The following is a 26,054-nucleotide window of genomic DNA, read 5'->3' on the forward strand; positions in this document are numbered from 1 at the left end:
TTATGGTGAGCAATAAAAACAATGTGGAAATGGATACATCAACTGGGTAAGCCGGAGCGGCTTTACTCGTTATGCGGCCGTTTTTTGCCGTGGTTTGCCGTTCCCGGCGTAGCGGCATTGCTGCTTGGCTGGGCGTGGGGATTCGGCTTTGCTCCTCCTGATTATCAGCAGGGCAACAGCTATCGTATTATCTATATCCATGTGCCTGCCGCGATATGGTCGATGGGTATTTATGCCTCAATGGCGATAGCCGCGCTGATCGGGCTGGTCTGGCAGTGGAAAACCGCCGACCTCGCTGCAATGGCGATGGCCCCGGTAGGAGCCGTGTTGACCTTTATCGCGCTGGTAACCGGCTCCGCCTGGGGAAAACCGATGTGGGGAACCTGGTGGATCTGGGATGCGCGTCTGACCTCCGAACTGGTGCTGCTGTTCCTTTATATGGGAGCGATAGCGCTCTATCACGCGGTTGACGATCGTCGTATGGCAGGGCGTGCGGCGGGTATTCTGATCCTGGTCGGCGTGGTCAATTTGCCGGTGATCCACTACTCGGTGCAGTGGTGGAATACGCTGCATCAAGGCTCTTCCGGCGTTTTACAGCAGGCTATCGATCCCAGCATGCGCATGCCGCTGCGCTGGTCTATCCTCGGCTATCTGCTGGTGTTGATCGCCCTGACGCTGATGCGTCTGCGCAATCTGCTGTTGCAGGCTGAACGCCACCGCCCGTGGGTATGGGAACTGGCCGCAAAGGGAGGGCGTAAAATATGACGCCTGCTTTCTCTTCCTGGCAAGATTTCTTCGCCATGGGGGGCTATGCTCTCTACGTCTGGCTGGCCGTCGCCTTTACCCTTATCCCTCTCGCAGCCCTGGTTGTGCATACCTGCTGGCAGCGCCGTCGTCTGCTGGACGATATCCGTCAGCGTCGGGCGCGTGAGCAGCGCATTCAGGCGGCAAAAGTGAAAAAAGCGACACAGGCCGTTAGCGGAGAGCAAGCATGAATCCCCGTCGTAAAAATCGCCTGGTACTGGTGATGGTGGTACTGGCCGGACTGGGGCTGGCAACGGCGCTGGTGATGTACGCGCTGCGTTCCAACATCGATCTGTTTTATACCCCAGGCGAAATGATTAATGGCAAAGGGCAGCAGCAGCTGAAGCCGGAAGCGGGCCAGCGTCTGCGCGTGGGGGGGGTGGTGATGCCGGGCAGCGTTAAGCGGGATCCGAATACGCTGCAGGTGGCATTTAAACTGTATGATGCCAGCGGGGTGATTAGTGTCAGCTACGATGGCATCCTGCCGGACTTGTTTCGGGAAGGGCAGGGCGTGGTGGCACAGGGCGTGTTACAGGACGCAACTCTCGTTATCGCCAAAGAGGTGTTGGCGAAGCATGATGAAAAATACACCCCGCCGGAAATAAAAGATGCGATGAAGCCGCCCCTTCCAGCCAAAGTGGCCGGCGATAACAGCGCGAGGCCGTCATGATCCCTGAGATTGGAAGTTTCCTGCTGTGTCTGGCGCTGGCGCTGTCATTACTGCTTAGCGTTTATCCGCTATGGGGCGCGGCGCGCCAGGATTTGCGGCTGATGGGCATGGCACGGCCACTGTCATACGCGCTGTTTGCCTGTATCGCCGCCGCCTTTTTGATCCTCGTGCATGCTTTTGTGGTGAATGATTTTAGCGTCACCTATGTGGCGACGCACTCCAACACGCTGCTGCCGGTTTATTACCGCATGGCTGCTACCTGGGGGGCGCATGAAGGCTCGCTGTTGCTATGGGTCCTACTGCTCAGCGGCTGGACGCTGGCGGTGGCGCTGCTCAGCCGCACTATGCCGCTGGAAGCGGTTGCCCGCGTGTTGGCGGTGATGGGTATCATCAACCTCGGTTTCCTGTTGTTTATCACGCTTACCTCTAATCCGTTTAGCCGCACGCTGCCGGATTTTCCGATCGAGGGCAGCGATCTTAATCCGATGCTGCAGGATATCGGACTGATCTTCCATCCGCCGCTGCTGTATATGGGCTACGTCGGTTTCTCCGTGGCATTTGCCTTTGCCATTGCTTCGCTGATGTCCGGGCGGCTGGATACGGCCTGGGCGCGCTGGTCGCGTCCGTGGACCACGGCAGCCTGGGTCTTTCTCACTATTGGCATTGTGTTGGGTTCAGCGTGGGCTTACTACGAACTCGGCTGGGGCGGCTGGTGGTTCTGGGATCCGGTAGAAAACGCCTCGTTTATGCCGTGGCTGGCCGGTACAGCGCTGATCCACTCGCTGGCCGTTACTGAAAAACGCGGCACTTTCAAAGCCTGGACCGTGCTGCTGGCGATTACCGCTTTTTCCCTCAGCCTGCTGGGCACCTTCCTGGTGCGCTCCGGGGTGCTGGTGTCGGTGCATGCCTTTGCCTCCGATCCGGCGCGCGGCATGTTTATTCTCGCTTTGCTGATCATCTTCATCGGCGGGTCGCTCCTGCTGTACGCTATCAAAGGCGGCAAGGTGCGCAGCCGGGTGCAGAATGAAGTCTGGTCGCGTGAATCCTTCCTGCTGGGGAATAACGTGCTGCTGATTGCCGCCATGCTGGTGGTGCTGCTCGGCACGCTGTTGCCGCTGGTGCATAAACAGCTTGGTTTGGGCACTATATCCATCGGCGCACCGTTCTTTAATACGCTGTTTACCTGGCTGATGGCCCCGCTGGCGCTGCTGCTGGGCATCGGGCCACTGGTGCGCTGGCGGCGTGACGAGCCGCAGAAACTGTGGAAACGGCTGTCGCTGGCGCTGGTGGTGACGCTGCTGCTGTCGGTTCTGCTGCCGTGGCTGATGCAGGATCGCATTGAGGCGATGACGGTAGTCGGGCTGTTGATGGCGCTGTGGGTGATTATCCTGACGCTGATGGAGCTGCACGAACGCGCCACCCACCGTCATCGCTTCGTCAGCGGTTTGCGCCATCTGTCGCGCAGTCACTGGGGCATGGTGCTGGGCCATCTCGGCGTGGCGGTGACGGTGATTGGCATTGCCTTCAGCCAGAACTACAGCGTGGAGCGCGATGTGCGTATGAAGACAGGGGACAGCGTGGATATCAACAATTATCACTTCACGTTTCGCGATGTCGATCGCTTACAGGGGCCAAACTATTCCGGCGGCGTTGGCCTGATTGACGTCACGCGCAACGGCCATTACGAAGCCACGCTGCGCGCAGAAAAACGCTACTACAGCGTGGCGCGCACCATGATGACAGAGGCGGCGATTGACGGCGGTTTTACCCGCGATCTCTATGCCGCACTGGGCGAAGAGCTGGACGGTAACTCATGGGCAGTACGCCTCTATTACAAACCTTTCGTACGCTGGATTTGGTTTGGCGGCGTATTTATGGCGCTGGGTGGCGTTTTATGCCTGCTGGACCCGCGCTACCGCACGCGTAAACAAACGCTAATGGAGCCGCAATGAGCAAGAAAGTTCTCTCTATTCCGCTGGTGCTATTTTTGCTGCTGGCCGCCGCGCTGCTGTGGCAGCTCAATCGTAATGCCGACGGCGACGATCCGACGCGTCTGGAATCGGCGCTGCTGGGAAAGCCGGTGCCGGTATTTAAGCTGGAATCGCTGGGGGAGCCAGGGAAAACCTTTGACCAGTCGGTGCTGAAGGACGGTAAGCCGCTGCTGCTGAACGTCTGGGCCACCTGGTGCCCGACCTGCCGTGCGGAACATCAGTATCTCAACTCGCTGGCCGCCCAGGGAGTGCGCGTGGTGGGGCTGAACTATAAGGACGATCGTCAGAAAGCCATTCACTGGCTCAACACGCTGGGAAATCCTTATGGCTTAAGCCTGTATGACGGGGACGGCATGCTCGGGCTGGATCTCGGCGTGTACGGCGCACCGGAAACTTTCCTTATCGACGGTCGCGGCATAATCCGCTATCGCCATGCCGGTTACCTGAATGAGCGGGTGTGGAACCAGGAAGTGAAGCCGCTGTGGCAAAAGTACAGTCAGGAGGGCGCAGCATGAAGCGTTACCTGATCCTGCTGGTCACGCTGTTGTTCAGCAGCCTGGCTCAGGCCGATAACGGTGATATTTACCCGTTTGACTCCGTTGCCCAGGAGCAGCAGTACCGTCATCTGACCGAATCGCTGCGCTGCCCGAAATGTCAGAACAACAGCATTGCCGATTCTAACGCGATGATCGCCGGGGATATGCGGCTTAAGGTGTATCAGCTGCTGCGCGCCGGGCAGACGCCAGAGCAAATCAAAGCCTATATGGTGGCGCGCTATGGTCATTTTGTCTCCTACCAGCCGCCGCTCACCCCATCAACGCTGATCCTCTGGGCTGGCCCGGCGCTGTTTGTCCTCATCGGCGCGCTGGCGATCGTTCTGCGCAGCCGCCAGCGGCGGACAGCGCCTGTACTGGATGCAGAGCAGCAACGGCGGCTTAATGCGCTGTTGCACAAAAACGGGAAGCAATCATGAGCGGGTTTTGGCTCCTTATTGCGCTGCTGCTGCTGGCGAGCTGCACACTGGTCGTGCTGGCAGGCAGCCGTAGCAGCACCGGCAGCGCTCCCGATCGCGACACGTTAAACCAGCGCTTTTATCATCAGCGTCTGCGCGAACTGGAAGACGATGAAGCACAGGGCGTGGTCGATGGCCGGCCGGAAATAATACACGAACTGCAACAAGCCCTGCTGATGGACATACCCGAACAGCCAGCCGCCCAACGGCGCCAGATTAGCCGCTGGGTATTGCTGCCCGGGGTGCTGGTATTGCTGTTAGTCTGCTGCGGCGTCTACTTTAAAGCAGGTGGTCTGCAACAGCTGCTGGCCTGGCAGCAGGTGCAAAACGAGCTGCCCGTACTGCGCGCCCGGGCGATGAACCCCAATGCTCGTCCGCTGACGATGGAGCAGCTGGCAAGGCTGGCTCTTGGGGTTCGCAGTGAGTTACAGCAGTCTCCGGATAATTTTAACGACTGGATGCTGCTCGGACGCCTCGGCATGGTGCTGAATAATGCCTCCACTGCCTCGCAGGCCTTTCGTCGCGCATTGCAGCTGTCACCTAACGATACCGGCGCGAGGATGAGCTATGCAGAGGTGCTGGCCCGTTCCGGCGACCCGCAGGATAACCGCGAGGCGAGCGCCATACTAAACGAGATGGTCAGCCACGATCGGCGTAATCTACAGCTGCTGGGATTATTGGCATTTAATAACTTCAGCCTGCAAAACTACGCCCAGGCGATGGATATCTGGCAGAAAATGCTGCAGCTGTTAGCGGCTGACGATGGACGGGTTGCCCTGATCCAGCGCAGTATTGCCGAAGCCAAAAGCGCCCTGGGAGGGCAGGAAAACCGGCTGGCATTAACGGTGAGATTGTCAGATGCGGCAGAAAAAATGTTGCCGTTGCGCGGAGTGTTGTATATTTCTGTTACTGACGGCAACTCGCCGATCCCGGTAGCGGTAAAAGAAGTGCCGCTGAGTCATTTTCCTTTATCACTCACGTTGGACGACAGTAACGCCATGATGCCGGATCGGCTGTTATCCGCGCAGCGTCAGTTGCAGGTGCGCGTCCGCATTTCACGCGACGGTAGCGCTCATCCGCAACCGGGTGACTGGTACGGTCTGAGTGCGGTAACACCATTCACGGGGCAGCAGCAGCTTGCCGTTGACATAAACCGGCAGTAGCGGGCGAGAATACACAAAAAGCAGTACGGGGAGACAACTATGAACTATCGCCTGACGGGCTTAGCACTGGCAAGCATACTGATGGTGGGCTGTGCCAGTTCGCCAACGGCGGATGAACCAGCAGGTCATGCCGATCCGCTGGAAGGCTTCAACCGCACCATGTTCAACTTCAACTACAATGTACTGGATCCGTATGTTGTGCGTCCGGTTGCCGTTGCATGGCGTGATTATTTACCGCTCCCTGCCCGCAACGGGCTGAGCAATTTCACCAGTAACCTTGGTGAACCCGCCTCAATGGTCAACTATTTCATTGAAGGTAACCCGTATAAGGCGATGGTTCACTTCAATCGCTTCTTCCTTAATACCCTGTTAGGGATGGGCGGACTGATTGACGTAGCGAGCATGGCCAACCCGAAACTGGCGAAAGAAGAGAACCGCGCTTTCGGTAGTACCCTTGGTCATTACGGCGTGGGTTACGGCACCTATGTCGAAATCCCAGGCTACGGTGGCTTTACGCCGCGTGAAAACGTGGGTGGCTTGGTGGATTATGTTTATCCGCCGTTTAGCTGGATGACATGGTGGATGTCTGCCGGTAAGTGGGTGGTGGAAGGGATTGAAACCCGCGCCCGGCTGTTGGACTCGGATGCCATCGTCAAAAACTCAAACGATCCCTATGCGTTTATACGCGCCGCCTACTTCCAGCATCATGATTTCCTTGCCAGTGACGGCAAGTTAATCCCGCAGGAAAACCCTAACGCGGCGGCGATCCAAAGCGATATTGGCGATATTGATGCTCAGTAATTGATGCGCAGTAAATGATGCGCCATAAAAAGCCCCGCGAAATGCGGGGTTTTCTGTCTGCTATGTTGGGCTGAATCAGAACTTATAGTTAAAGCTTGCACCATATAACCAGGCTTTGCCGCTGGAATTAAAGACATAAGGGGTCGGCTGACCATTCAGGCGGCTGGCAACCGGATCGTTGCCTTCTTTAATCGTTACCTTCTGACCATGCATATAAGAGACGCCGACATCTACCGAGGCATTTTCATTAAATGCATAGGAGGTGCCGGCGCTTAGCCACAGACGATCCTGATCGGGAATGGAAATGGAGCGTTTATCTGCCGGAACCGGGCTGTCATCGAATGCAATACCGGTGCGGAAGGTCCAGTTTTCATCGTAGAAGTAACTGGTGCCCAACGCAATGCGCCAGGCATCGTGGTAGCTCTCATCTTTATAGAACAGTTCCTGGCCATTGCTGCCGGTGGCTTTCAACTCCTGGAACTGGCTCCAGCTGGTATAGGCCATACTGTAATGTACCGCCCACTGAGGTGCGACCTTATGGTAACCGGAGACTTCCCACATTTCCGGCAGATGCAGCGACAGGGAGCCGGGGATGGTATTGCCGCCGGTTCCCGTCGGTAAGCCAAACTGCGAGCCAATCGCGTTATACGCTACCGGAACAGCGCTGCGGTAATTACCGTCAAAATCAATTTTAACTTCCGAGCGGTAGCTCAGGCCAAAGCGGTTATTATCGTCAACTTCGTACAGCACTCCGGCGTTCCAGCCGTATCCCCATTCATCGCCTTTCAGATGGGCAACCTGGGTATCTGCTGGCGCAGCAGGCAGGCCGTAAGCGGGCAATAACCCCCCCAGTTCACCGATAGTGCGTTCGATTTTTGCCCGGGCATACACGGCGTCAAAGCCGATGCCGAAGCTAAAGTGCTGATTGAGACGATAAGCGGTGCTCAGATTAAGGTTCATGGTCATCAGATCGGTTTTGCCGGCAAACGGACCGCCCGCATAACCATCGTTAAATTCTGTCGCCAGACCATAATTGCTGGTAGCAGAAGCACCCACCCACCAGCGGTCATTAAGAGGTTGCACATAGTGGATATTGGGAACCCACTGCGTAGGGGCGATGTTATTGGCTCTCAGGCTATTACCGGAACCGGACTGCCCGTCAACGTTGACATCCGGATCGATAAACACCGCGCCGATGGAAAACATCGGGCGATCCATTAATGCCATGGTGGCCGGGTTGCGGCTGGCGGAAGCCGCAGTATCTCCCATTGCGCCTTCGCCAGAGTAAGCACGGCCTAAACCAACGGTTGAGAATTCGTTAAGCTGGAAGCCAGCCGCCAGAGCATGGGAAGAAACTAACGCCACTGCTGCTGTGAGGGCAGATTTAGCAAGCAGGTTTTTATGGTTCATAACCACAACCTCATTATTTGATTATTATTAAGATCTGTTACCATAAGTAACAAAGAAAAGGGATTGTAGGGACTGGAACACGGCGAACAAATCAGACCAGTGCTGCCAGTATAGGTATGACCAGTAAGCAAGTTGCAATATGGTTTTTTTCATTAAGGCAAAATGATGTTGAAAAAGAGATCTGCTTAACAAAAAACTGACATCTGATAGCAGTTCCTTTCCTACAGAATTGTTTTGCATCAAATAAGAGTGTGATTTCTGTCACTCAAGTGCCTGATGACCGCTCAGTGCCGGAGACGAAATTATGCCGGGTCTAAACGGTCACCTTTACAAATTACGCTGCCGCCTCAACTGTGTGCGTTCCCGCACTTTTATCATCCCGCCGTAGCGTGCGCTGTTATTTTGGTTAACACTGACCGGACCAGACCTCTCTGACAGTGATGGCAACAGGATACAGGTGATAAACATGAGTAAGGCATTCCCTTTGCTGGCGCGTCAGGCCGACCGCATCGCTATCACCCACGGGCTACGCACCCCGTTTGCCCGCCAGGCGACGGCCTTCCACGGCATCCCGGCACTGGAGCTGGGGCGCATGGTGGTCAGTGAACTGTTGGCGCGTAGCGAAATCCCTCCCGAAGTGATTGAACAACTGGTTTTCGGTCAGGTGGTACAGATGCCGGAAGCGCCCAATATTGCCCGTGAAATCGTGCTTGCCAGCGCCATGAGCGCCCACACCGACGCTTACAGCGTCAGCCGCGCCTGTGCCACCAGTTTTCAGGCGGTGGTCAACGTGGCGGAAAGCCTGATGGCCGGCACTATTCAGGCGGGGATTGCCGGCGGCGCGGATTCGTCATCGGTGCTGCCGATAGGCGTCAGCAAAAAACTGGCGCGGCTGCTGCTGGATGTCAATAAAGCGCGTAGCCTTGCACAAAAGCTAAAGTTGTTCAGCCAGCTGCGCCCACGCGACCTGCTGCCGGTAGCGCCAGCGGTGGCCGAATACTCCACCGGGTTGCGCATGGGCGACAGCGCCGAACAGATGGCGAAAAGTCATGGCATCACGCGTGAACAGCAGGACGCGCTGGCCTGGCGTTCTCATCAGCGCGCCGCAAGCGCCTGGCAGCAGGGCTTGCTGAATGATGAGGTGATGATGGCCTGTGTCCCGCCGTGGGAACAGCCGTTCGAACAGGATAACAATGTGCGTGCTGATTCAACGCTGCAAGATTATGCACGTTTGCGCCCGGCGTTTGACCGCCGCCACGGCACGGTGACCGCCGCTAACAGTACGCCGCTTACCGACGGCGCGGCGGCGGTGATCATGATGACGGAATCGCGCGCCAGGGCGCTGGATATCACGCCACTTGGCTATCTGCGCAGCTATGCTTTCTGCGCCATAGACGTGACCAGAGACATGCTGCTGGGGCCGTCGTATGCCTCGCCGCTGGCGCTGGATCGCGCTGGCATCACTCTCGCCGATTTGAGTCTGATCGACATGCACGAAGCCTTCGCGGCGCAAACCCTTGCCAACCTGAAGATGTTTACCGATCGGCGCTTCGCCCGTGAGGTGCTGAATCGTCCGCAGGCTCTGGGAGAGGTAGATCCGGAGCGGTTCAATGTGCTGGGCGGCTCTATCGCCTATGGCCATCCGTTTGCCGCTACCGGGGCGCGAATGATTACCCAGACGCTAAACGAACTGGGTCGTCGCGGTGGCGGGCTGGGGCTGGTGACCGCTTGCGCGGCCGGTGGGCTGGGTGCGGCGATGGTTCTGGAGGTTGCATAATGGATCTGCCATCTGCATTGACTCTTACTCTGCGCCCGGATCGGGTCGGCGTCATCACCATCGATGTACCGTATGAGAAGGTTAACACCCTGAAAGCTGAATTTGCCGCAGATATTCTGGCGCTTGTCCAGCAGGCGCGGGCCAACCCGCATCTGGCCGGGCTGGTACTGATTTCCGGTAAGCCCGACAGTTTTATCGCCGGGGCGGATATCAACATGATCGCCGCCTGTCATAGCGTACAGCAGGCGACCGCATTGGCTCAGGCCGGTCAAAAGGCGATGGCGGAGATAGCCGCACTGCCGTTTCCGGTCGTCGCGGCGATCCACGGTGCCTGCCTTGGCGGCGGGCTTGAACTGGCGCTGGCCTGCCATCGCCGCATCTGTACGCAGGATGACAAAACCCGGCTTGGCTTACCGGAAGTTCAGCTGGGCCTGCTGCCGGGTTCCGGCGGGACGCAGCGCCTGCCGGGCGTGACGGGCATCCGGGTGGCACTGGATATGATATTGACGGGCAAAACGCTGGGGGCGCGTGCCGCATTACGCTGCGGGCTGGTGGACGAGACGGTGGATCACGCTATTCTGCTGGAAGCGGCGGTACAGCGGGTGCTACAACCGCTTGCGGCAGCGAAGCCTTTACCCTTTAGCGAACGGCTGTTAACCCGCGCGCCCGGCCGCTCGCTGCTGTTTATGCTCGCACAGCGCCGGACGCGGTCGAAAACCCACGGCAACTATCCGGCTACGGAAAAAATTCTCAGCGTGGTGCGCTGCGGGCTGACGCCAGGCAGCAACGGCTATTTAGCCGAAGCACAGGCCTTTGGTGAACTGGTGATGACCCCGCAGTCTGCCGCGCTGCGCAGCCTGTTTTTTGCCAACACTGCGCTAAAAAAAGCGCATTTTGGTGTTGAACCCCATGAACTGAAACGCATTGGCATACTGGGCGGTGGCCTGATGGGCGGGGGGATTGCCTGCGTTACTGCGACGCGTGCCGGGTTGCCGGTGCGCATCAAAGACGTCAATGCCAACGGCATTAACCATGCGCTGAAAACCAGCTGGCAGGTGCTGACCCGCGCGGTGGAGCGCCGCCGCCTGAGTGCGGCACAGCGCCAGCAGCAGATGGCATTAATCACCGGCAGCACCGATTACCAGGGCTTCCGGCAGTGCGATATGGTCATCGAAGCGGTATTTGAAGACCTGGCGCTGAAGCAGAAAATGGTGGCGGAAATCGAAGCGAACTGTAGCGTACAAACGCTGTTTGCCTCCAATACCTCTTCGTTGCCGATAGCGGATATTGCCGCCGCCGCGCAGCGGCCAGAGAACGTTATCGGCCTGCATTACTTCAGCCCACCGGAGAAAATGCCGCTGGTGGAGGTGATCCCGCATGCGGGCACCTCCAGAGAAACCCTCGCCACAGCGGTGATGCTGGCACGAAAACAGGGCAAGACGCCAATCGTCGTCGCCGACCGGGCGGGCTTCTACGTTAACCGTATTCTTGCCCCCTATATTATCGAAGCGCTGCACTGCCTGCTGGAGGGGGAGCCGGTTGAATATATCGACCGGTCGCTGGTGCAGTTCGGTTTCCCGCTTGGCCCGTTACAGCTGCTGGACGAGGTCGGGCTGGATGTGGGTACACAGATTATGCCGATCCTTCAACATGCATGGGGCGAACGTTTCGCGCTGCCAGCGGGACTGGAAGCGCTATGGCAGGATGGGCGCAAAGGACGGAAAAACGGGCGCGGGTTCTATTTGTATCAACAGAAAGGCAGAAAAAAACGCGTCGACAGCACGCTGTACCGCCTGCTGCCCGTCAAGGTAAAACAGCATCTTAGCGCGGCGCATATCGCCCAACGCTGTGTGATGATGTTGTTGAATGAGGCAGCACGAACGCTGGATGAGCAGGGGATCGCCAGCGCGCGCGATGGTGATATCGGCGCGGTATTGGGCATTGGCTTTCCGCCTTTTCTTGGCGGGCCGTTCCGCTATATGGACCAGTTGGGTATCGGTGAAGTGGTCAATCGTTTAACGCTGCTTGTGCAGCAGCACGGTTCGCGTTTTGCGCCTTGTTCACTGCTGGAAAAAATGGCGGTTGAAGGCAAAACCTTTTATCAAAGCGATGTTAAATCTGACAAACCCGCCGATTCAGCTGGTTAGACTCACCGCTGCGGCAAGTGGGGGGGAGTGCGGTGATGTCTGGCGCTCATTAAGTAAACAATCGGTTGACTCACGTCAAGGCATTGGGGTACAACACAGCGTTCATTCTCAGAATGAAGAGTCGGAAGGCGTTGCCCCCGGCGTTTTTGTTTAACAACATCGGTGCTATATGCAAGTTTTTATAATGCGTCACGGCGATGCTGCCTTAGAAGCAGCGAGTGATTCGGTTAGGCCTCTGACCCACTGCGGCAGTGATGAAACTCGTCAGATGGCGACATGGCTTAACGGCCAGTCCGTGGACATCGAGCGGGTTTTAGTCAGCCCTTATCTACGTGCACAGCAGACGCTGAGCGCAGTGCGTGAGGCGCTGCCCCTGCCTGACGGAGAGGACGTACTGCCGGAACTGACGCCGGGTGGCGACCCGGAGCAGGTGGCATGCTACCTACAGGTGCTGGCTAATCAAGGGGTAAAATCAGCGTTGGTGATTTCTCACCTGCCGCTGGTGGGTTATCTGGTAACAGAACTTTGCCCACAGGAAGCACCGCCGATGTTTGCTACGTCTGCTATCGCCTGTGTTGCTTTTGATGCGGTTAACTCGGCGGGCGAGCTGGAATGGCAGGTTTCTCCGGCAAAACTGGCTAAGGCTATCTGACCGCATTGCGGAGCGCGCCCCTGAAGGGGTGCTCCGCGAGCTATATGTCGGAAATCAAGCACAATGATGCTGCGCCGGTGAAGTCTAAAGCAGCTCCGGCGGCAGCCACTCTTCAACTTCAATCAGCACCAGCAGCGCGGCGTCACCCCCGAACAGCTTAGGTGCCTGATGAAAAGCTATCACCCACGGATGCTGTGCCAGCCACAGCGGCGTCTGTTGCTTGAGAATATGCTTGCCGTGACCATGCATGACGCTGGCGCAGAAGATGTGTTCGCGGCGGCAGGCGGCAATCAGCGCGCCCAGTTCCTGTTTTGCCTGCTGCTGCGTCAGACCATGCAGATCAAGAAAAATCTCTGGCGTATAATCCCCCCTGCGTAGTTTTTTCAGCTCATAGTGGCTGACGTCACTGCGTACATAACGCACAGGGCCTTCACTCGGCAGCAGCGGTTGAAACTGATCGGAAAAATAGTGGCTGGCGTTCATCTGTTCAGACAGCAGGCGTTTCACCGGTACCTGATTGAATTTTTTGCGCGGCGGCCTGTGGGCAATTGTATCCTGTACCAGCTGACGGGTGCCGCTCATCAGCCCGCGAAACAACGTCCTTTCTTCCGCACTGAGCTTCTCTTTTTTACTCATTTCTGGCAATCGCTACTCTGTGAAGGCTGAATTTTCGGATGGCACACTTCGCCATTCCCTCAATTTGATACGCTAAGTCTACCTTTTCCTCTGATCAGGCTAAAACAAATCTTACCTTTTTCACACCCCTGCGCTGAATTATTGCCGGCTTCGTGGCAAACTAGCGCCCGGGTTTAACAGAACGGCCTGCGGAGGGCACCTTGGACAAAATTTTCGTCGATGAAGCAGTCAATGAGCTGCACACTATTCAGGATATGTTGCGCTGGTCGGTCAGCCGCTTTGCCGCTGCTGATATCTGGTACGGCCACGGCACCGATAATCCCTGGGACGAAGCCGTCCAGCTGGTGCTCCCCACGCTCTATTTGCCGCTGGATATCCCGGAGGATATGCGTACTGCGCGCCTTACCCTGAGCGAGCGCCAGCGTATCGTTGAACGCGTGATCCGCCGGGTTGACGAACGTATTCCGGTGGCTTACCTCACCAATAAGGCCTGGTTCTGCGGCCACGAATTTTATGTCGACGAACGTGTGCTGGTGCCACGTTCGCCGATAGGCGAACTGATTAATCAGCATTTTGCCGGCATTATCGGCCACCAGCCGCAGCATATTCTGGATATGTGTACCGGCAGCGGCTGCATCGCGATTGCCTGTGCCTGGGCTTTCCCGCAAGCAGAGGTTGATGCAGTGGATATCTCCGACGATGCGCTGGCGGTGACCGAGCAGAATATCAGCGCGCACGGTCTTGAACAGCATGTGACGCCCATCCGCTGCGACCTGTTCCGCGAGTTACCGAAAACTCAGTATGACCTGATTGTCACCAACCCGCCGTACGTTGATGCTGATGATATGGATGACCTTCCCAACGAGTATCGCCACGAGCCGGAACTGGGCCTGGCGGCAGGCAACGATGGTCTGACGCTGACGCGGCGTATTCTGGGCTGTGCAGCGGAATACTTGAGCGAGCAGGGGGTGCTGATCTGCGAAGTCGGTAACAGTATGGTGCACCTTATCGAGCAGTACCCTGATGTGCCGTTCACCTGGCTGGAATTTGAAAATGGCGGTGATGGCGTATTTATGCTGACCAGACAGCAGCTGATCGACGCGCAACATCACTTTAAAATGTATAAAGACTGAGACTCAATTTTCGCAAGGAGCCAGCATGGCGGGTAATACCATTGGACAACTATTCCGGGTCACGACGTTTGGTGAATCCCACGGCATCGCTCTTGGCTGCATCGTTGATGGCGTTCCACCGGGCATTCCGCTGACCGAAGACGATTTGCAGCACGATCTCGATCGACGTCGTCCGGGCACTTCACGCTATACCACTCCGCGTCGGGAGCCGGATCGGGTGAAAATCCTCTCCGGGGTGTTCGAAGGACGTACCACCGGAACCAGTATTGGGCTGCTGATCGAAAATACCGATCAGCGCTCGCAGGATTACGGTGCGATCAAAGAACTCTACCGTCCCGGTCATGCGGATTTTACCTACGATGGTAAATACGGTTTCCGCGACTATCGTGGCGGTGGCCGCTCTTCAGCCCGCGAAACGGCGATGCGCGTCGCGGCCGGAGCGATAGCCAAAAAATACCTGGCTATGAAACATGACATCAAAGTACGCGGCTATCTGGCGCAAATGGGCGACGTAGTCTGCGAGTTGAAAGACTGGCAGCAGGTGGAGCAGAACCCGTTCTTCAGCCCGGATGTGGACAAGCTGGATGCGCTGGATGAACTGATGCGTGCCTTAAAGAAAGAGGGCGACTCCATCGGAGCCAAAGTGGCGGTGATGGCAGAAAACGTGCCGGTGGGCCTCGGTGAACCGGTATTTGACCGTCTGGATGCCGATCTGGCTCATGCGCTGATGAGTATCAACGCCGTTAAGGGCGTTGAAATCGGTGATGGCTTTGCCGTGGTTAACCAGCGTGGCAGCGAGCACCGCGATGAGATACGCGCAAACGGTTTCCAGAGCAATCATGCGGGCGGCATTCTCGGCGGCATCAGCAGCGGCCAGACGATAACCGCTAATCTGGCGATGAAGCCGACCTCCAGCATTACCGTGCCGGGTAAAACCATTAACCGCAGCGGTGAAGAAGTGGAGATGATCACTAAAGGCCGCCACGATCCTTGTGTGGGCATTCGCGCGGTGCCCATTGCTGAAGCGATGATGGCCATTGTGCTGATGGATCACCTGTTGCGGCACCGTGGGCAAAACGCCGACGTTAATGCCGATATGCCACGCGGGTAACACCATGAAAAAGACGCTGACTGCGCTGTGTGCGCTGTTGATTTGCACCACCACGGTGCAGGCCGCCACGCCGTGGCAGACCGTTCGCCAGCCGATTGCCGATGCGCCGCAGTCAATAGGGGGGTTTGCCAATGGCTGTATTATCGGCGCGCAGCCGCTGCCGCTGGATGCGCCGGGTTATCAGGTGATGCGCAACGATCAGCGTCGTTTTTTTGGTCATCCTGATCTGATCGCCTTTATTCTGCGTCTCAGTAACCACACTCATCAGCTGGGACTGGGGGAAGTGCTGATCGGGGATATAGGCATGGCGGCAGGAGGGCGCTTTAGCAGCGGTCATGCCAGCCACCAGTCCGGCCTTGACGTTGATATCTGGTTGCAGCTGCCGAAACAGCGTTGGACCCGGCAGATGCTGCTCAAACCCCAGCCGCTGGATCTGGTGACCGCTGACGGAAAAAACGTGGTGGCGCGTCACTGGCAGCCGGAAATCGACAGCCTGATCAAACTGTCGGCACAGGATAACGACGTCACGCGTATTTTTGTTAACCCGGCGATCAAACAGCAGCTGTGTACCGGTGCCGGAAGCGATCGCGCCTGGCTGCGCAAGGTGCGGCCATGGTTCCAGCATCGTGCGCACATGCACGTACGCTTGCGCTGTCCGGCGGGCAGTTTGCAGTGTGAAGATCAGCCCGCGCCGCCACCTGGCGACGGCTGTGGAGCCGAACTGCAAAGCTGGTTTGCGCCGCCAAAACCGGGCAGCACGCCGTCAGTGAAACGCGAACCGCCGCCGCTACCGCCTGGCTGTCAGGCATTGCTGGATAACCATCAACTGTAAGGCGTTAAATGGAATGGCTTAGCGTTGCGCCAGGTTTACTGTGCGTACTGTTTCTGGTGGCGTTACTGGCGGGTTTTATTGATTCGATTGCCGGAGGCGGTGGGCTGTTGACGGTGCCCGCCCTGCTGGCGGCGGGGCTTTCCCCGGCCCAGGCGCTGGCAACCAATAAACTGCAATCGGTGGGTGGGTCGTTTTCCGCCAGCCTGTACTTTATCCGCCGTAAAGCGGTGGATCTGCGCGAGCAGCGGCTGAATATTGTGCTGACCTTCGTCGGTTCTCTTGCTGGCGCACTGCTGGTTCAGCATGTACAGGGGGGCATTCTGCGCCAGCTGCTGCCGCTGCTGGTGATTGCCATTGGGCTTTACTTCCTGCTGATGCCGCGTATTGGCGAAGAAGATCGCCAGCGCCGTCTGCATGGCCTGCCGTTTGCGCTGGTGACCGGCGGTTGCGTGGGCTTTTATGACGGTTTTTTCGGCCCCGGCGCGGGGTCCTTCTATGCGCTGGCCTTTGTGACGCTGTGCGGCTATAACCTGGCGAAATCGACGGCGCATGCCAAAGTACTGAACTTCACCTCTAACCTGGGTGGTCTGCTGCTGTTTATGCTGAGCGGCAAAGTGGTGTGGCTGGTGGGGCTGGTGATGCTGGCAGGGCAGGTGTGCGGTGCACGCCTGGGCGCCAGGATGGTGTTAAGTAAAGGACAGAAGCTGATCCGCCCAATGATTGTGATTGTCTCGGCGGTGATGAGCGCCAAACTGCTGTATGACAGCCACGGAGCAGAGCTGGCCGCATGGCTGCATGCGCTGTGATGGCCAGGCTTTGCCGCAGAATATCGCTCGAAACGCGGCGGGCAAAATGCGACAATTGCGCGTTTTTTTACTTTGACGACTGACGGCTATGAGTACGCAACATCACTATCAGGATCTGATCGACATTTTCGATCGCTGTTTTATGGATCAATTCCACACCCGCCTGATTAAAGGCGATGACGAGCCGATCTATCTTCCGGCGGATGACCGTTCTCCGTGGCATCGGGTGGTGTTTGCCCACGGCTATTATGCCAGCGGGCTGCATGAAATTTCCCACTGGTGCATTGCCGGTGAGGCGCGCCGTAAGCGGGTGGATTTTGGCTATTGGTACTGCCCGGACGGACGCGATGCGGCTACCCAGGGGCAGTTTGAATCGGTCGAAATCAAGCCTCAGGCGCTGGAATGGCTATTCAGTGTTGCCGCCGGCTTTCCCTTCAACGTAAGCTGTGACAACCTTGAAGGTGACTGTGAGCCGGATCGCATCGCGTTTCAGCGCAAGGTTCATGCCCAGGTCATGGAGTATCTGCAAAATGGCATTCCTGCTCGCCCGGCGCGGCTGATTGCCGAGCTTAGCTCGTTTTACTCAACTCCACCGCTGACGGCGGCACGGTTTCCCTGGCCGGAAGATCTGTGTTAAGCGCGGAGCGAATCGTTTACAGAGGAAATTTATGATCGTTGAATTCGAGGCGCGCATTCTCGGCCTGATTGATGACATGGTGGATCACGCCAGTGATGACGAGCTTTTCGCGGGCGGCTATCTGCGTGGCCACTTAACGCTTGCGGTCGCCGAGCTGGAGCTGACCGGCGAACATACCCCGGAGGCGTTGCAGATCGAGGTACAAAGAAGCCTGCAAAATGCCATCCAGGCCGGGGAACTGTCACCGCGTGACCAGGCGCTGGTGATCGGCATGTGGGACAACCTGTTTCTGCAGGCGCGTCAGGCGTCTTAATCCGCACCTTATCCGGGGGCGGCCTGCTTGCCGCCCTCAGACTCCGTTGTTGACCATCTTAATATCCTTATTGTTCGTGTCATTCGTCGGGCAGCTATTTCTGCGTAGAAATAGCTGCCCGCGCCTGTGGTGAAACCGCTGCAGGCGTGATGCATGAGAACCTGAGTTTGACATCATGCTAAAAGTCTTTTTTTTTATATTGGTGGAAAGTTGGTTTCACTATAATCCGTTTCATTATTTCCTTTTAAAAAACCGGGCGAAATTTTCGTTTTTTTTCTGTTGATATGTTTGCCTTGGGTGTTAGTGAAATAAGTTTGATTCGCGCTGTCATGTTATTATATGTGGGAAATTCTGTGGCTGACGGCTGGTTTTTTCTCATCGGTCAAAATAACTTTTCCAAAGGAGTTGGTGATGCTCGGCTTTATAATCAATACGTTTTTTTCTTCGGGAGTTGGCTCTTCTAAGGGTACTAATGCAATTAGGCTAGGTTCGGATGAGAAGAAAATCATTGAAAAGATCTTTACATTGCAAAACTCTAATCAATTGTTAGAAACTAACCAGCGTGTCCCGACCCTGTTTACCTTAGCCGCAAAAAGTTTCGTTGAGGGAAAATACTCAGATGCTTGTTCACTGAAATCCACATTCCGTAACGGATATTACCGACAATAAAGAGTTATTACCGGAAAACAAAGCAGCTTTGAAAAAGCAATTATCGGATAAACTGCGAGGTATTCCCTTTGACAAGTCGCCTGACTTGGTCATTGATATTATTTCTTCGCGAATAAAGTGCGGTGAGTATTGTAGCTCAGTGATTAAGGATCATGATGTGTACAAAAGTGTGCTACTTAAGTTTGCGATAGATGGGCCAGCGGGTGAACGTGTTCGCAGCGGTGAATCCTGCAAGAATGTGGCTCCTGAATACGACATACAACCCGGTACTTTTTACATGCACAAGTTGCAGATGGTTGCGGTAAATGGGCCAGCGGGTGAACGCGTTCGCAAAGGTGAATCCTGCGAGTTAGTGGCTTCTGAGTTCGGCATAGAACCCGGTAGTAAAGCCATGGCTAAGTTGCAGAGGATTGATTGTCGCGGTAAATGGTTCTTCTGTTGCATGCGTTGACGGCGGTGAATCCTGCCTGATAGTGGCACAGGATGCAGGTATAGGAACTTCTGATAAGGCCTTCCATGAGCTTCAGATGATTGCGGTAAATAGTCATGCTGGTGAGCGCGTGTGGAATGGTGAAGCCTACGAGTTAGTGGCACAGGAGGCAGGTATAGAATTTTGGCATCAGGCCTTCCATGAGCTTAAGATGATTGCGGTAAGTAGTCATGCTGCTCAGCAGGTGAGCAACTAATGCAGTGGAGAAGGCGCAGGGCGCATTTTCTTATTATAACCCGATGAATATACTGCGCTGGCTATTTGGTTTTCCCGTCCGGCACTAAATAGCTGCGTCTAATAGCGCTCCACTTTTGCCAGTCCGTGTTTACCGCCCGGGAACGGGCTGACCGTTTTCATAAAGTGGCGTACTTTTTTCAACAGTTGCCACATTGACCGGCACTGATGATTGCGTGTAATGGTATCGTGCAGCGCCTGCCACAGGCGCTCAACATGATTGACCCACGGCGAGTAAACCGGCTGGTAAATCACCCTGAACTTTGGATTCTGTTTCAGCCAGCTCAGCGTTTCACGGCTTTTGTGGATGATATAGTTATCGACAATCAGCGTGATCGTTTTTGCCCGGCGGTAACTCGCTTTCAGGTGCTTAAGCAGGCTGATAAACAGCACCGAACTTTTGCTGTTACCGCCAACGTAACTGACTTTGCCCGTTCCGCTGTGCAGCGCACCCGCCAGGTAATATTTTTCATTTTGACCCGGTGTTACCACGCGTCTTTGCTGCCCGCGCAGTTGCCAGTCAGCACCGATTTTTGGATTGAGGTGGATATCCACTTCATCTTCATAAAATACCGGATGCTCTGCGCTGCATTTGTCCAACGCCTGGCGGATCACCGCCATCTTTTCATCTTTGTGCGGGTCACGGATCCGCAGGGTTGGCGCAGCTCTGCGCCACACCAGCCCGGCAGCGGGCAACCAGCGACGGACGGTTCCTGCATGCAACCGGCAGCCGGTTATGTCTTTAATTTTTATAGCCAACAATTCCGTACTCCAGCGTGAACGCTGATAACCAAAATCGCCGGGAGAGTGCTTTATCAGTTCACGTAACAGAGTGCAGATATGCTCAAATGGCCATCGGCGGGAGCGCCCTGCGGGCAACGATTTCAGACCTTCAACACCGGACAACGTAAACCAGTTAATCCAGCGCCCGACGGATGAACGGGCGCAACAGAGCGTTCTGGCGACGTGGCTGACACGGTTTCCCCGGTGCAACATCAGTATGGCCGTCAGCCTGCGGGCATGATTTTTATCGCGCGTTTTATGGATAGCTTTTCGCATCAGGCGTCGTTCTTCACGGGAAATGGGTGCTATGATCGGCATTGCTCAGTCCGGTTGGTGATTTGTTTTGATTTGGCGATTGATCAGATCGCACAATCCGGGCTGAGTTCCCTCAAAGTGATCTACTATTCCGCGCAGCTATTTAGTCAATCTGCGTTAATTTGCCAACTGCATCACGTTGGTAAAGATAATCCTTGATTCAGTTCAGCGCCCTGCCTTTTAGCAATTTGCGTATCCATAAGCGATTGGGGCTGGTGGTCGCCAGCGTGGCGCGATCCAGCGGGATGGGTTCCGCGCACAGCTGCGCCGCCAGCACCTCCGCCGCCAGCGGGGCGCTGCACAGGCCGCGTGACCCCAACGCGCCCAGCACAAACAGCCCCTTATGCACAGGTGCAGGCGGAGCCTGCTGTGGCTGCTGTGCCAGGTCAGCATACTGTTCAAGCGTGGCGGCGTAGTCCGGTAATGCGCCAATCATTGGCAGGTGGTCGCGGGTGGCGGCACGTACGCCGCTGCGCGCCTGTGCGCCGCTGATGTCAATCTGCCTGGGCCACTCTGCCGCTGGCAGGCAGCGGAGCAGCCGCTCGCGGTTCTGCTGCTGGTCGTCGGCGCGATAGGTGGTGCTGTCGTCGCCACGGTGATAGCTGGCGCCGATGCTGTGCTGCTGAAACTGCGGACTGAGTGGGGTGAGATAGCCGTCATAGCACAGCACCTGTTTCAGCGCCGCCAGCGTATCATTGGTCGGCACATGGCTCACCTGGCCTCCCACCACATTGACCGGCAGTTTTGCGCTCTGCGCGAATGCCGCCAGGCGATGACCGGTGGCCAGCACCAGATTGCGGTGGGTGGCGGCAGGCTGCGTGGCAAAGCTCAGCTGCCAGTCATCCTCGTGCGGCGTCAGCTGCACAATTTCATGCTGCCAGTTCAATTTTGCCCCTTGCTGTTCGGCAAGCTGCCACAGGCCACAGGTGAGTTCGGCGGGGGAAAGCCAACCGCCCCTGGGATAGGTAATGCCGCCGCAGCCGGTTTCCACTCCGCATAGCGCCTCGGCTTCCTCTGTGGTGACACCTGCCGCCAGGGAGGCTGGCAGGCCCATTTGCAACATCTTACTGATTTTTTCAGCGCTCTTTTCATCCCATGCCAGCTGGGTAACACCGCACCACTGGTGTTCAAAGGGCACGTTTACCCCATCGTATAATCGGCGGGCAAAAGCAAATGCGCCTGGGAAAAACTGCGCCAGCGCCGGGTCATGCTGGTTGAGCAAGGGATATAGTGCGGCCTGGCGATTACCAGAAGCCCCCTGTGCCGGACTGGCATCGGCGCAGTAGAGCGTTACCTTTTTACCGCGTCGCAGCAGCGCCAGCGCCAGCAGCGCACTGGCGATACCGCCGCCTGCTATGGCGATATCATCGCCGTCGGCAGCGGGGCGGGCGTACCACGGCGTTCGGAGTTGCGTGTTGACAGGCTTCGGCAAATGGCCCGCCAGCATCTCGCGTTTTTGCCCAAATCCTTTACGTTTGCTTATTTCAAACCCGGCCTGTTGCAGGCCACGGCGCACAAATCCGGCGGCGGTAAAGGTCGCGAGCGTCGCACCGGGGCGCGCCAGCCGAGCCATGCAGTCAAACAGTGCGGCAGTCCACATCTCCGGGTTTTTTGCGGGTGCGAAGCCGTCCAGCAGCCATGCGTCAACCTGCTGATTCAGCGTGTCATCAAAAGTGTGGATAAGCTGGTTTACATCGCCAAACCACAGGTCGAGCGTAATGCGCCCGCCATCCAGCAACAGACGGTGGCAGCCTGGCAGCGCTTCAGGCCATTGTTGATGCAGCTGGCTGGCCAGGGATGCAAGCTGGGGCCAGCCAGCGTGCGCGGCTGCCAGGTCGCTGGTACTGAGAGGGAACTTCTCGCAGCTGATAAAATGCAAACGCTGAAGCCGGGCATCCGGCTGCTGTTGCTGAAAGTCGTTAAATGCCTGCCAGAGTGCGAGAAAATTCAGCCCGGTGCCAAATCCGGTCTCGGCGGCCACAAACAGGCTACGCGGATGGGTCGAAAAACGATCGGGCAGGCCATTTCCGTTGAGAAACACGTATTGCGTTTCTTCAAGACCATTCTGGTTAGAAAAATAGACGTCATCAAATGCTCGAGATACAGGTGTACCGCATTCATTCCAGCTTAGCTCTGCATAATCTATTGGGGCGATTTTCACGACAAAGGCTCATTGCTCAGGCAGTGGCGGGATTTTAACGATGAGCTTGCCCCTACGCAAATTTACACAGTAATAAGCTGATCGGACTTGTTCGGCGTACAACTGTAAGCTAAAGTGTTTCCCGAATCCTATTAGAATAAGTGGAAGAGGTATTGAATGAAACGTGCTGTGATTACTGGCTTAGGGATCGTTTCCAGTATTGGTAATAACCAGGAAGAAGTTCTGGCATCATTGCGTGCAGGGCGCTCCGGTATTACCTTCTCGCAGGAGCTGAAAGATTCCGGCATGCGTAGTCACGTCTGGGGTAACGTCAAGTTATCTGAAGAAGACATTAAAGCGCGTATTGACCGCAAAATGCTGCGTTTTATGAGCGGTGCGTCCGTTTATGCTTTCCTTTCCATGCAGCAGGCGGTGCAAGATTCAGGTTTAACCGACGAGCAGTATCAGAACAACCCGCGCGTAGGGCTGGTAGCAGGTTCTGGCGGCGGCTCGCCGTTCTACCAGGCGGCCAGCGTGGATGGTATGCGCGCCAAAGGTCTGCGTGGCGTTGGCCCGTATATGGTGACCAGAGCGATGGCTTCCGGCGTTTCAGCCTGCCTGGCAACCCCGTTCAAAATTCAGGGCGTTAACTACTCCATCAGCTCGGCCTGCGCGACATCCGCGCACTGCATCGGCAACGCCGTCGAACAGATTCAGCTGGGCAAACAGGACATCGTTTTTGCCGGCGGCGGCGAAGAGCTGTGCTGGGAAATGTCCTGCGAGTTCGATGCGATGGGCGCACTGTCGACTGATTACAATGACACCCCGGAAAAAGCCTCCCGCACTTACGACACCGCGCGTGATGGTTTCGTGATTGCCGGCGGCGGCGGCATGGTAGTGGTTGAAGAGCTGGAGCACGCGCTGGCGCGCGGCGCACATATCTATGCTGAAGTGGTTGGCTACGGCGCGACCTCTGACGGTGCTGATATGGTGGCACCATCGGGCGAAGGTGCCATGCGCTGTATGCGTATGGCGATGGAAGGCGTGGACACGCCAATCGACTATCTGAACACACACGGCACCTCAACGCCAATTGGCGATGTAAAAGAGCTGGGCGCCATTCGTGCCGTGTTCCCGGGCAAAACCCCGGCGATGTCAGCCACCAAGGCGATGACCGGTCACTCACTGGGGGCCGCTGGCGTGCAGGAAGCGATCTACTCATTGCTGATGCTGGAGCACGGCTTCGTGGCACCAAGCATTAATATTGATGAGCTGGACCCGGCTGCGGAAGGTCTTGATATCGTGACTCAGCCTGTTGAGCGCCAACTGACCACCGTGATGTCTAACAGCTTCGGCTTTGGTGGCACCAATGCCACTCTGGTGATGCGCAAGCTGGCATAACCGCTTCAGGGGGGCGAACCCATCGCCCCCTTGTGTACTTTCCGCACCACGGGCTGCTGCCCTGGCCTGCCCGCAGTGAACCTCCGATTGAATGCTCGCCTGGCGCTCCTCGATCCCGCTCCGACAGCCCACCATCAGTTCATGCTGACTGAATTTTAAACGTAAACAACATTTAACCTTACTAATAATATGGTCTTAATGTATCATGAGGTGATGATATCCGTGAGGGTATTAAGTTTTGATTTCGTGCGCCGCTCTTTGCCGTTCCTCCTGGCCATTTTTGCTTCCAGTATCAGGTTCCTGTGCAGATGGGAAGAAAAGGGTCTTAACACCAGAAACCGGTGACTAAGCGCCCGCTATTATTTCACCCCCTAAACGGATTTAAATCATGAGCATGCGACAGCACACCCTGCCAGGCGAATCAGAAAGCCTGCAGGCCGTCATCGACTTCACGCAGGATTTAGACCGCCATGTGCAGGATCGCGCCCGCGCCAGCCAGATCGGGTTACCCGAGCTGGCTTTTGCTCCCGCAGCGCTTGGCAGCCTTGGCCCTAAGTACCCGGCGCGAACCTTCTGCTGGCGGGATGAACTTGATGGCGACCAGCAGGACGCCCCAGCCGGTGATGCTGAATTGCTTGACGAGGTGGCGCGCTTCTTTAAGGGAGCAATCCGCCCGCAGTCAGGGCACGCCTTGTTTAACATGGTGCCAGCACCGAGCGTGGAGTCCACTGCCGCTGCATGGCTGACAACCGCCTATAATGCCAACAGCCTGATGGATTTTTTTGGCGGCGAGTCACTGCTCATTGAACAGAAGGTGGCTCGCTGCATCGGGCGCTGGGCCGGCTGGCCACAGGCGATGGGCATCTCCAGTAGCGGCGGCAAACTCACCATCATGTACGCCATTAAATCAGCGTTAAGCCGCATCGCACCTGAATCCTTATGCTCTGGCCTGCCAGGCGATCTGGTGATTTTGTGCAGCGAAGGGGCGCACTACTGCGTTGAACATGCTGCCAGCCTGCTTGGATTAGGTTCTGACAACTGTCTGCGCGTGCCCGGCGACGGCGACGGACGCATGTGCCGTCACGCGTTGCTACGCATTCTCTACCAACAACATGCTCGCGGGCGTCGGGTCGCAGCCATCGTTTGCTGCGGTGGAACCACCATTAATTTCAACTGTGACAATACGCAGCAGATAGTAGAAATCGTCGATCTGTTCGTGCGTGAGCAGCATTTGCAGCAACGTCCGTGGCTGCATCTGGACAGCGTTATCGGCTGGCTGTATTTAAGCCTGCTCAACGTGGGTGAAGAACAGCTGCGGCATGTGATCCCCGATGCGCGTAGCAGACAACGTATGACTGAAGTGCAGCAGCGCCTGCAGGGTTTGCGCGGGTTTGATTCACTCGGCGTGGATTTCCACAAAAACGGCCTTTGCCCGTATGCCAGCAGCTTCTTTATTGCCCGCGATCGGCATTTTATGGATCTGCTCGGCGATGGTCATTACCACTACGGCGAGACGGATTTCCAGTCGGGCAAATTTCGCGCCTACCGCTATATCTTTGAAAACTCGCGGTCGGGCCAGGGGATCCTTGCGGCTTGGATCAATCTGCGCCGGCTGGGACGCGCTGGCTACGCAGATTACCTTGTCAGTCTGCATCAGGCGCGCAACGCGTTGGTCGATGCGCTTGAGCGTCACGGCCTGTTCCGGGTGCTTAACCAGGCAAGTCTTGGTTGGGAAGTGGTCTTTGAGGTACCGTTTGCCCCGGATCTGATCGCGCTGGCCCCGTCCCGTCAGGAGCTGGCGCAGCGCTTTATGCAGGAGTGCTGGGATCGGGTCAATGCGGGTTACGATCTGCCGCTGTTCAGCATCGTACCGGGCTATCAGATTGGTAACGATGCTAATGCTGTGACTACCGGCTTTCTTCTCTATCCCATGCGGCCACGCCAGGATGCCGAGTGGGATGAGACGGTGGCGCTGATTGCCGCACAGTTTGATCACTTTCAGACACGCATGCGCGCGCAGCAGCGTAAGCCGGCAACAGTGGCGTTTGAAAAACCCATCCGCTGATCTGCGGGCTGGCCTTAACGGTCAGCGAAACCGGGTATACGCTGCCTCTGCGCTGGCGGATA

General features: G+C 56.6%; 26 protein-coding genes. 22 read left to right on the forward strand and 4 right to left on the reverse strand.

Going from position 1 to position 26,054, the window contains the following annotated elements:
- Positions 1 to 21: 21 nt before the first annotated feature.
- The 8 genes from EPYR_RS06105 to mlaA are packed head-to-tail and all read left to right on the forward strand — an operon-like array spanning position 22 to position 6,441.
- A complete protein-coding gene (locus EPYR_RS06105; RefSeq protein ID WP_012667526.1) occupies positions 22 to 765 on the forward strand; it encodes a heme ABC transporter permease in 744 nt (247 codons plus the stop codon).
- The gene (ccmD, locus tag EPYR_RS06110) at positions 762 to 995 is read left to right on the forward strand and encodes a heme exporter protein CcmD (RefSeq protein WP_012667527.1); all 234 of its coding nucleotides are present in this window, start codon (positions 762 to 764) and stop codon (positions 993 to 995) included. Before EPYR_RS06105 ends, ccmD begins: the two co-directional genes overlap by 4 nt.
- Positions 992 to 1,474 carry a cytochrome c maturation protein CcmE gene (ccmE, locus tag EPYR_RS06115; RefSeq protein ID WP_012667528.1) on the forward strand — a complete coding sequence of 161 codons (483 nt, stop codon included), beginning with the start codon at positions 992 to 994 and terminating at the stop codon, positions 1,472 to 1,474. The genes ccmD and ccmE overlap by 4 nt, the downstream gene beginning before the upstream one ends.
- Positions 1,471 to 3,426: a heme lyase CcmF/NrfE family subunit gene (locus EPYR_RS06120; protein ID WP_012667529.1), complete on the forward strand. Its 1,956-nt coding sequence runs from the start codon at positions 1,471 to 1,473 to the stop codon at positions 3,424 to 3,426. Before ccmE ends, EPYR_RS06120 begins: the two co-directional genes overlap by 4 nt.
- Entirely contained in the window at positions 3,423 to 3,980 is a 558-nt protein-coding gene (locus EPYR_RS06125) for a DsbE family thiol:disulfide interchange protein (protein WP_012667530.1), read from the forward strand. The genes EPYR_RS06120 and EPYR_RS06125 overlap by 4 nt, the downstream gene beginning before the upstream one ends.
- Positions 3,977 to 4,438, forward strand: coding sequence for a cytochrome c-type biogenesis protein (locus tag EPYR_RS06130; protein WP_012667531.1), 462 nt, complete (start codon positions 3,977 to 3,979; stop codon positions 4,436 to 4,438). Before EPYR_RS06125 ends, EPYR_RS06130 begins: the two co-directional genes overlap by 4 nt.
- Positions 4,435 to 5,640, forward strand: a complete 1,206-nt coding sequence (gene ccmI / locus EPYR_RS06135) for a c-type cytochrome biogenesis protein CcmI (RefSeq protein WP_012667532.1) — start codon at positions 4,435 to 4,437, stop codon at positions 5,638 to 5,640. Before EPYR_RS06130 ends, ccmI begins: the two co-directional genes overlap by 4 nt.
- A gap of 39 nt (positions 5,641 to 5,679) precedes the next feature.
- Positions 5,680 to 6,441 (forward strand): phospholipid-binding lipoprotein MlaA, encoded by a 762-nt coding sequence (gene mlaA / locus EPYR_RS06140; protein ID WP_012667533.1) that lies wholly within the window; start codon positions 5,680 to 5,682, stop codon positions 6,439 to 6,441.
- Between the two features lie 75 nt (positions 6,442 to 6,516).
- Here mlaA and fadL read toward each other — a convergent pair whose 3' ends face one another.
- Positions 6,517 to 7,851: a long-chain fatty acid transporter FadL gene (fadL, locus tag EPYR_RS06145; protein WP_012667534.1), complete on the reverse strand. Its 1,335-nt coding sequence runs from the start codon at positions 7,849 to 7,851 to the stop codon at positions 6,517 to 6,519.
- A 466-nt stretch (positions 7,852 to 8,317) separates the two neighbouring features.
- On the opposite strand from fadL, the gene fadI reads away from it, so the two are divergent.
- From fadI to sixA, 3 genes are all read left to right on the forward strand, one after another.
- Positions 8,318 to 9,628 (forward strand): acetyl-CoA C-acyltransferase FadI, encoded by a 1,311-nt coding sequence (fadI, locus tag EPYR_RS06150; protein ID WP_012667535.1) that lies wholly within the window; start codon positions 8,318 to 8,320, stop codon positions 9,626 to 9,628.
- Positions 9,628 to 11,775, forward strand: coding sequence for a fatty acid oxidation complex subunit alpha FadJ (gene fadJ / locus EPYR_RS06155; protein WP_012667536.1), 2,148 nt, complete (start codon positions 9,628 to 9,630; stop codon positions 11,773 to 11,775). Before fadI ends, fadJ begins: the two co-directional genes overlap by 1 nt.
- A 169-nt stretch (positions 11,776 to 11,944) precedes the next feature.
- Positions 11,945 to 12,427, forward strand: a complete 483-nt coding sequence (gene sixA / locus EPYR_RS06160) for a phosphohistidine phosphatase SixA (RefSeq protein ID WP_012667537.1) — start codon at positions 11,945 to 11,947, stop codon at positions 12,425 to 12,427.
- A gap of 84 nt (positions 12,428 to 12,511) precedes the next feature.
- Here the strand turns inward: sixA and smrB are convergent, their stop codons facing one another.
- A complete protein-coding gene (gene smrB, locus EPYR_RS06165) occupies positions 12,512 to 13,063 on the reverse strand; it encodes an endonuclease SmrB (RefSeq protein ID WP_012667538.1) in 552 nt (183 codons plus the stop codon).
- 200 nt (positions 13,064 to 13,263) lie between these two features.
- Between smrB and prmB the strand changes: the two genes are divergently transcribed.
- The 9 genes from prmB to EPYR_RS20595 all read left to right on the forward strand — a co-directional run bounded on the left by prmB (position 13,264) and on the right by EPYR_RS20595 (position 19,250).
- Positions 13,264 to 14,196, forward strand: coding sequence for a 50S ribosomal protein L3 N(5)-glutamine methyltransferase (gene prmB, locus EPYR_RS06170; RefSeq protein WP_014538729.1), 933 nt, complete (start codon positions 13,264 to 13,266; stop codon positions 14,194 to 14,196).
- Positions 14,197 to 14,221: 25 nt separating this feature from the next.
- The gene (gene aroC / locus EPYR_RS06175; protein ID WP_012667540.1) at positions 14,222 to 15,307 is read left to right on the forward strand and encodes a chorismate synthase; all 1,086 of its coding nucleotides are present in this window, start codon (positions 14,222 to 14,224) and stop codon (positions 15,305 to 15,307) included.
- Positions 15,308 to 15,311: 4 nt separating this feature from the next.
- The gene (mepA, locus tag EPYR_RS06180) at positions 15,312 to 16,139 is read left to right on the forward strand and encodes a penicillin-insensitive murein endopeptidase (protein WP_012667541.1); all 828 of its coding nucleotides are present in this window, start codon (positions 15,312 to 15,314) and stop codon (positions 16,137 to 16,139) included.
- Between the two features lie 8 nt (positions 16,140 to 16,147).
- Positions 16,148 to 16,945, forward strand: a complete 798-nt coding sequence (locus tag EPYR_RS06185; protein ID WP_012667542.1) for a sulfite exporter TauE/SafE family protein — start codon at positions 16,148 to 16,150, stop codon at positions 16,943 to 16,945.
- Between the two features lie 88 nt (positions 16,946 to 17,033).
- On the forward strand, positions 17,034 to 17,582 hold the full coding sequence (locus tag EPYR_RS06190; protein ID WP_012667543.1) for an elongation factor P hydroxylase: 549 nt from the start codon (positions 17,034 to 17,036) through the stop codon (positions 17,580 to 17,582).
- A gap of 31 nt (positions 17,583 to 17,613) precedes the next feature.
- Positions 17,614 to 17,895: a YfcL family protein gene (locus EPYR_RS06195; protein ID WP_012667544.1), complete on the forward strand. Its 282-nt coding sequence runs from the start codon at positions 17,614 to 17,616 to the stop codon at positions 17,893 to 17,895.
- 339 nt (positions 17,896 to 18,234) lie between these two features.
- The gene (locus tag EPYR_RS06200) at positions 18,235 to 18,564 is read left to right on the forward strand and encodes a hypothetical protein (RefSeq protein WP_148217829.1); all 330 of its coding nucleotides are present in this window, start codon (positions 18,235 to 18,237) and stop codon (positions 18,562 to 18,564) included.
- Between the two features lie 28 nt (positions 18,565 to 18,592).
- A complete protein-coding gene (locus EPYR_RS20260; protein WP_012667546.1) occupies positions 18,593 to 19,015 on the forward strand; it encodes a hypothetical protein in 423 nt (140 codons plus the stop codon).
- 76 nt (positions 19,016 to 19,091) lie between these two features.
- Positions 19,092 to 19,250, forward strand: coding sequence for a hypothetical protein (locus EPYR_RS20595; protein WP_157861013.1), 159 nt, complete (start codon positions 19,092 to 19,094; stop codon positions 19,248 to 19,250).
- A 98-nt stretch (positions 19,251 to 19,348) separates the two neighbouring features.
- Here the strand turns inward: EPYR_RS20595 and EPYR_RS06210 are convergent, their stop codons facing one another.
- Together EPYR_RS06210 and mnmC are read right to left on the reverse strand one after the other, a co-directional pair.
- The gene (locus EPYR_RS06210) at positions 19,349 to 20,389 is read right to left on the reverse strand and encodes an IS630 family transposase (RefSeq protein ID WP_012666458.1); all 1,041 of its coding nucleotides are present in this window, start codon (positions 20,387 to 20,389) and stop codon (positions 19,349 to 19,351) included.
- A gap of 157 nt (positions 20,390 to 20,546) precedes the next feature.
- Positions 20,547 to 22,547 (reverse strand): bifunctional tRNA (5-methylaminomethyl-2-thiouridine)(34)-methyltransferase MnmC2/FAD-dependent 5-carboxymethylaminomethyl-2-thiouridine(34) oxidoreductase MnmC1, encoded by a 2,001-nt coding sequence (gene mnmC, locus EPYR_RS06215; RefSeq protein ID WP_012667549.1) that lies wholly within the window; start codon positions 22,545 to 22,547, stop codon positions 20,547 to 20,549.
- A 156-nt stretch (positions 22,548 to 22,703) separates the two neighbouring features.
- Here mnmC and fabB point away from each other — a divergent pair, with 156 nt between their 5' ends.
- Both fabB and EPYR_RS06225 read left to right on the forward strand, forming a co-directional pair.
- Positions 22,704 to 23,927 carry a beta-ketoacyl-ACP synthase I gene (gene fabB / locus EPYR_RS06220; RefSeq protein ID WP_012667550.1) on the forward strand — a complete coding sequence of 408 codons (1,224 nt, stop codon included), beginning with the start codon at positions 22,704 to 22,706 and terminating at the stop codon, positions 23,925 to 23,927.
- 388 nt (positions 23,928 to 24,315) lie between these two features.
- Positions 24,316 to 25,992 (forward strand): pyridoxal phosphate-dependent decarboxylase family protein, encoded by a 1,677-nt coding sequence (locus tag EPYR_RS06225; protein WP_012667551.1) that lies wholly within the window; start codon positions 24,316 to 24,318, stop codon positions 25,990 to 25,992.
- Positions 25,993 to 26,054 lie beyond the last annotated feature (62 nt).

Source organism: Erwinia pyrifoliae DSM 12163 (assembly GCF_000026985.1).
In the GTDB taxonomy this organism is placed as follows: domain Bacteria; phylum Pseudomonadota; class Gammaproteobacteria; order Enterobacterales; family Enterobacteriaceae; genus Erwinia; species Erwinia pyrifoliae.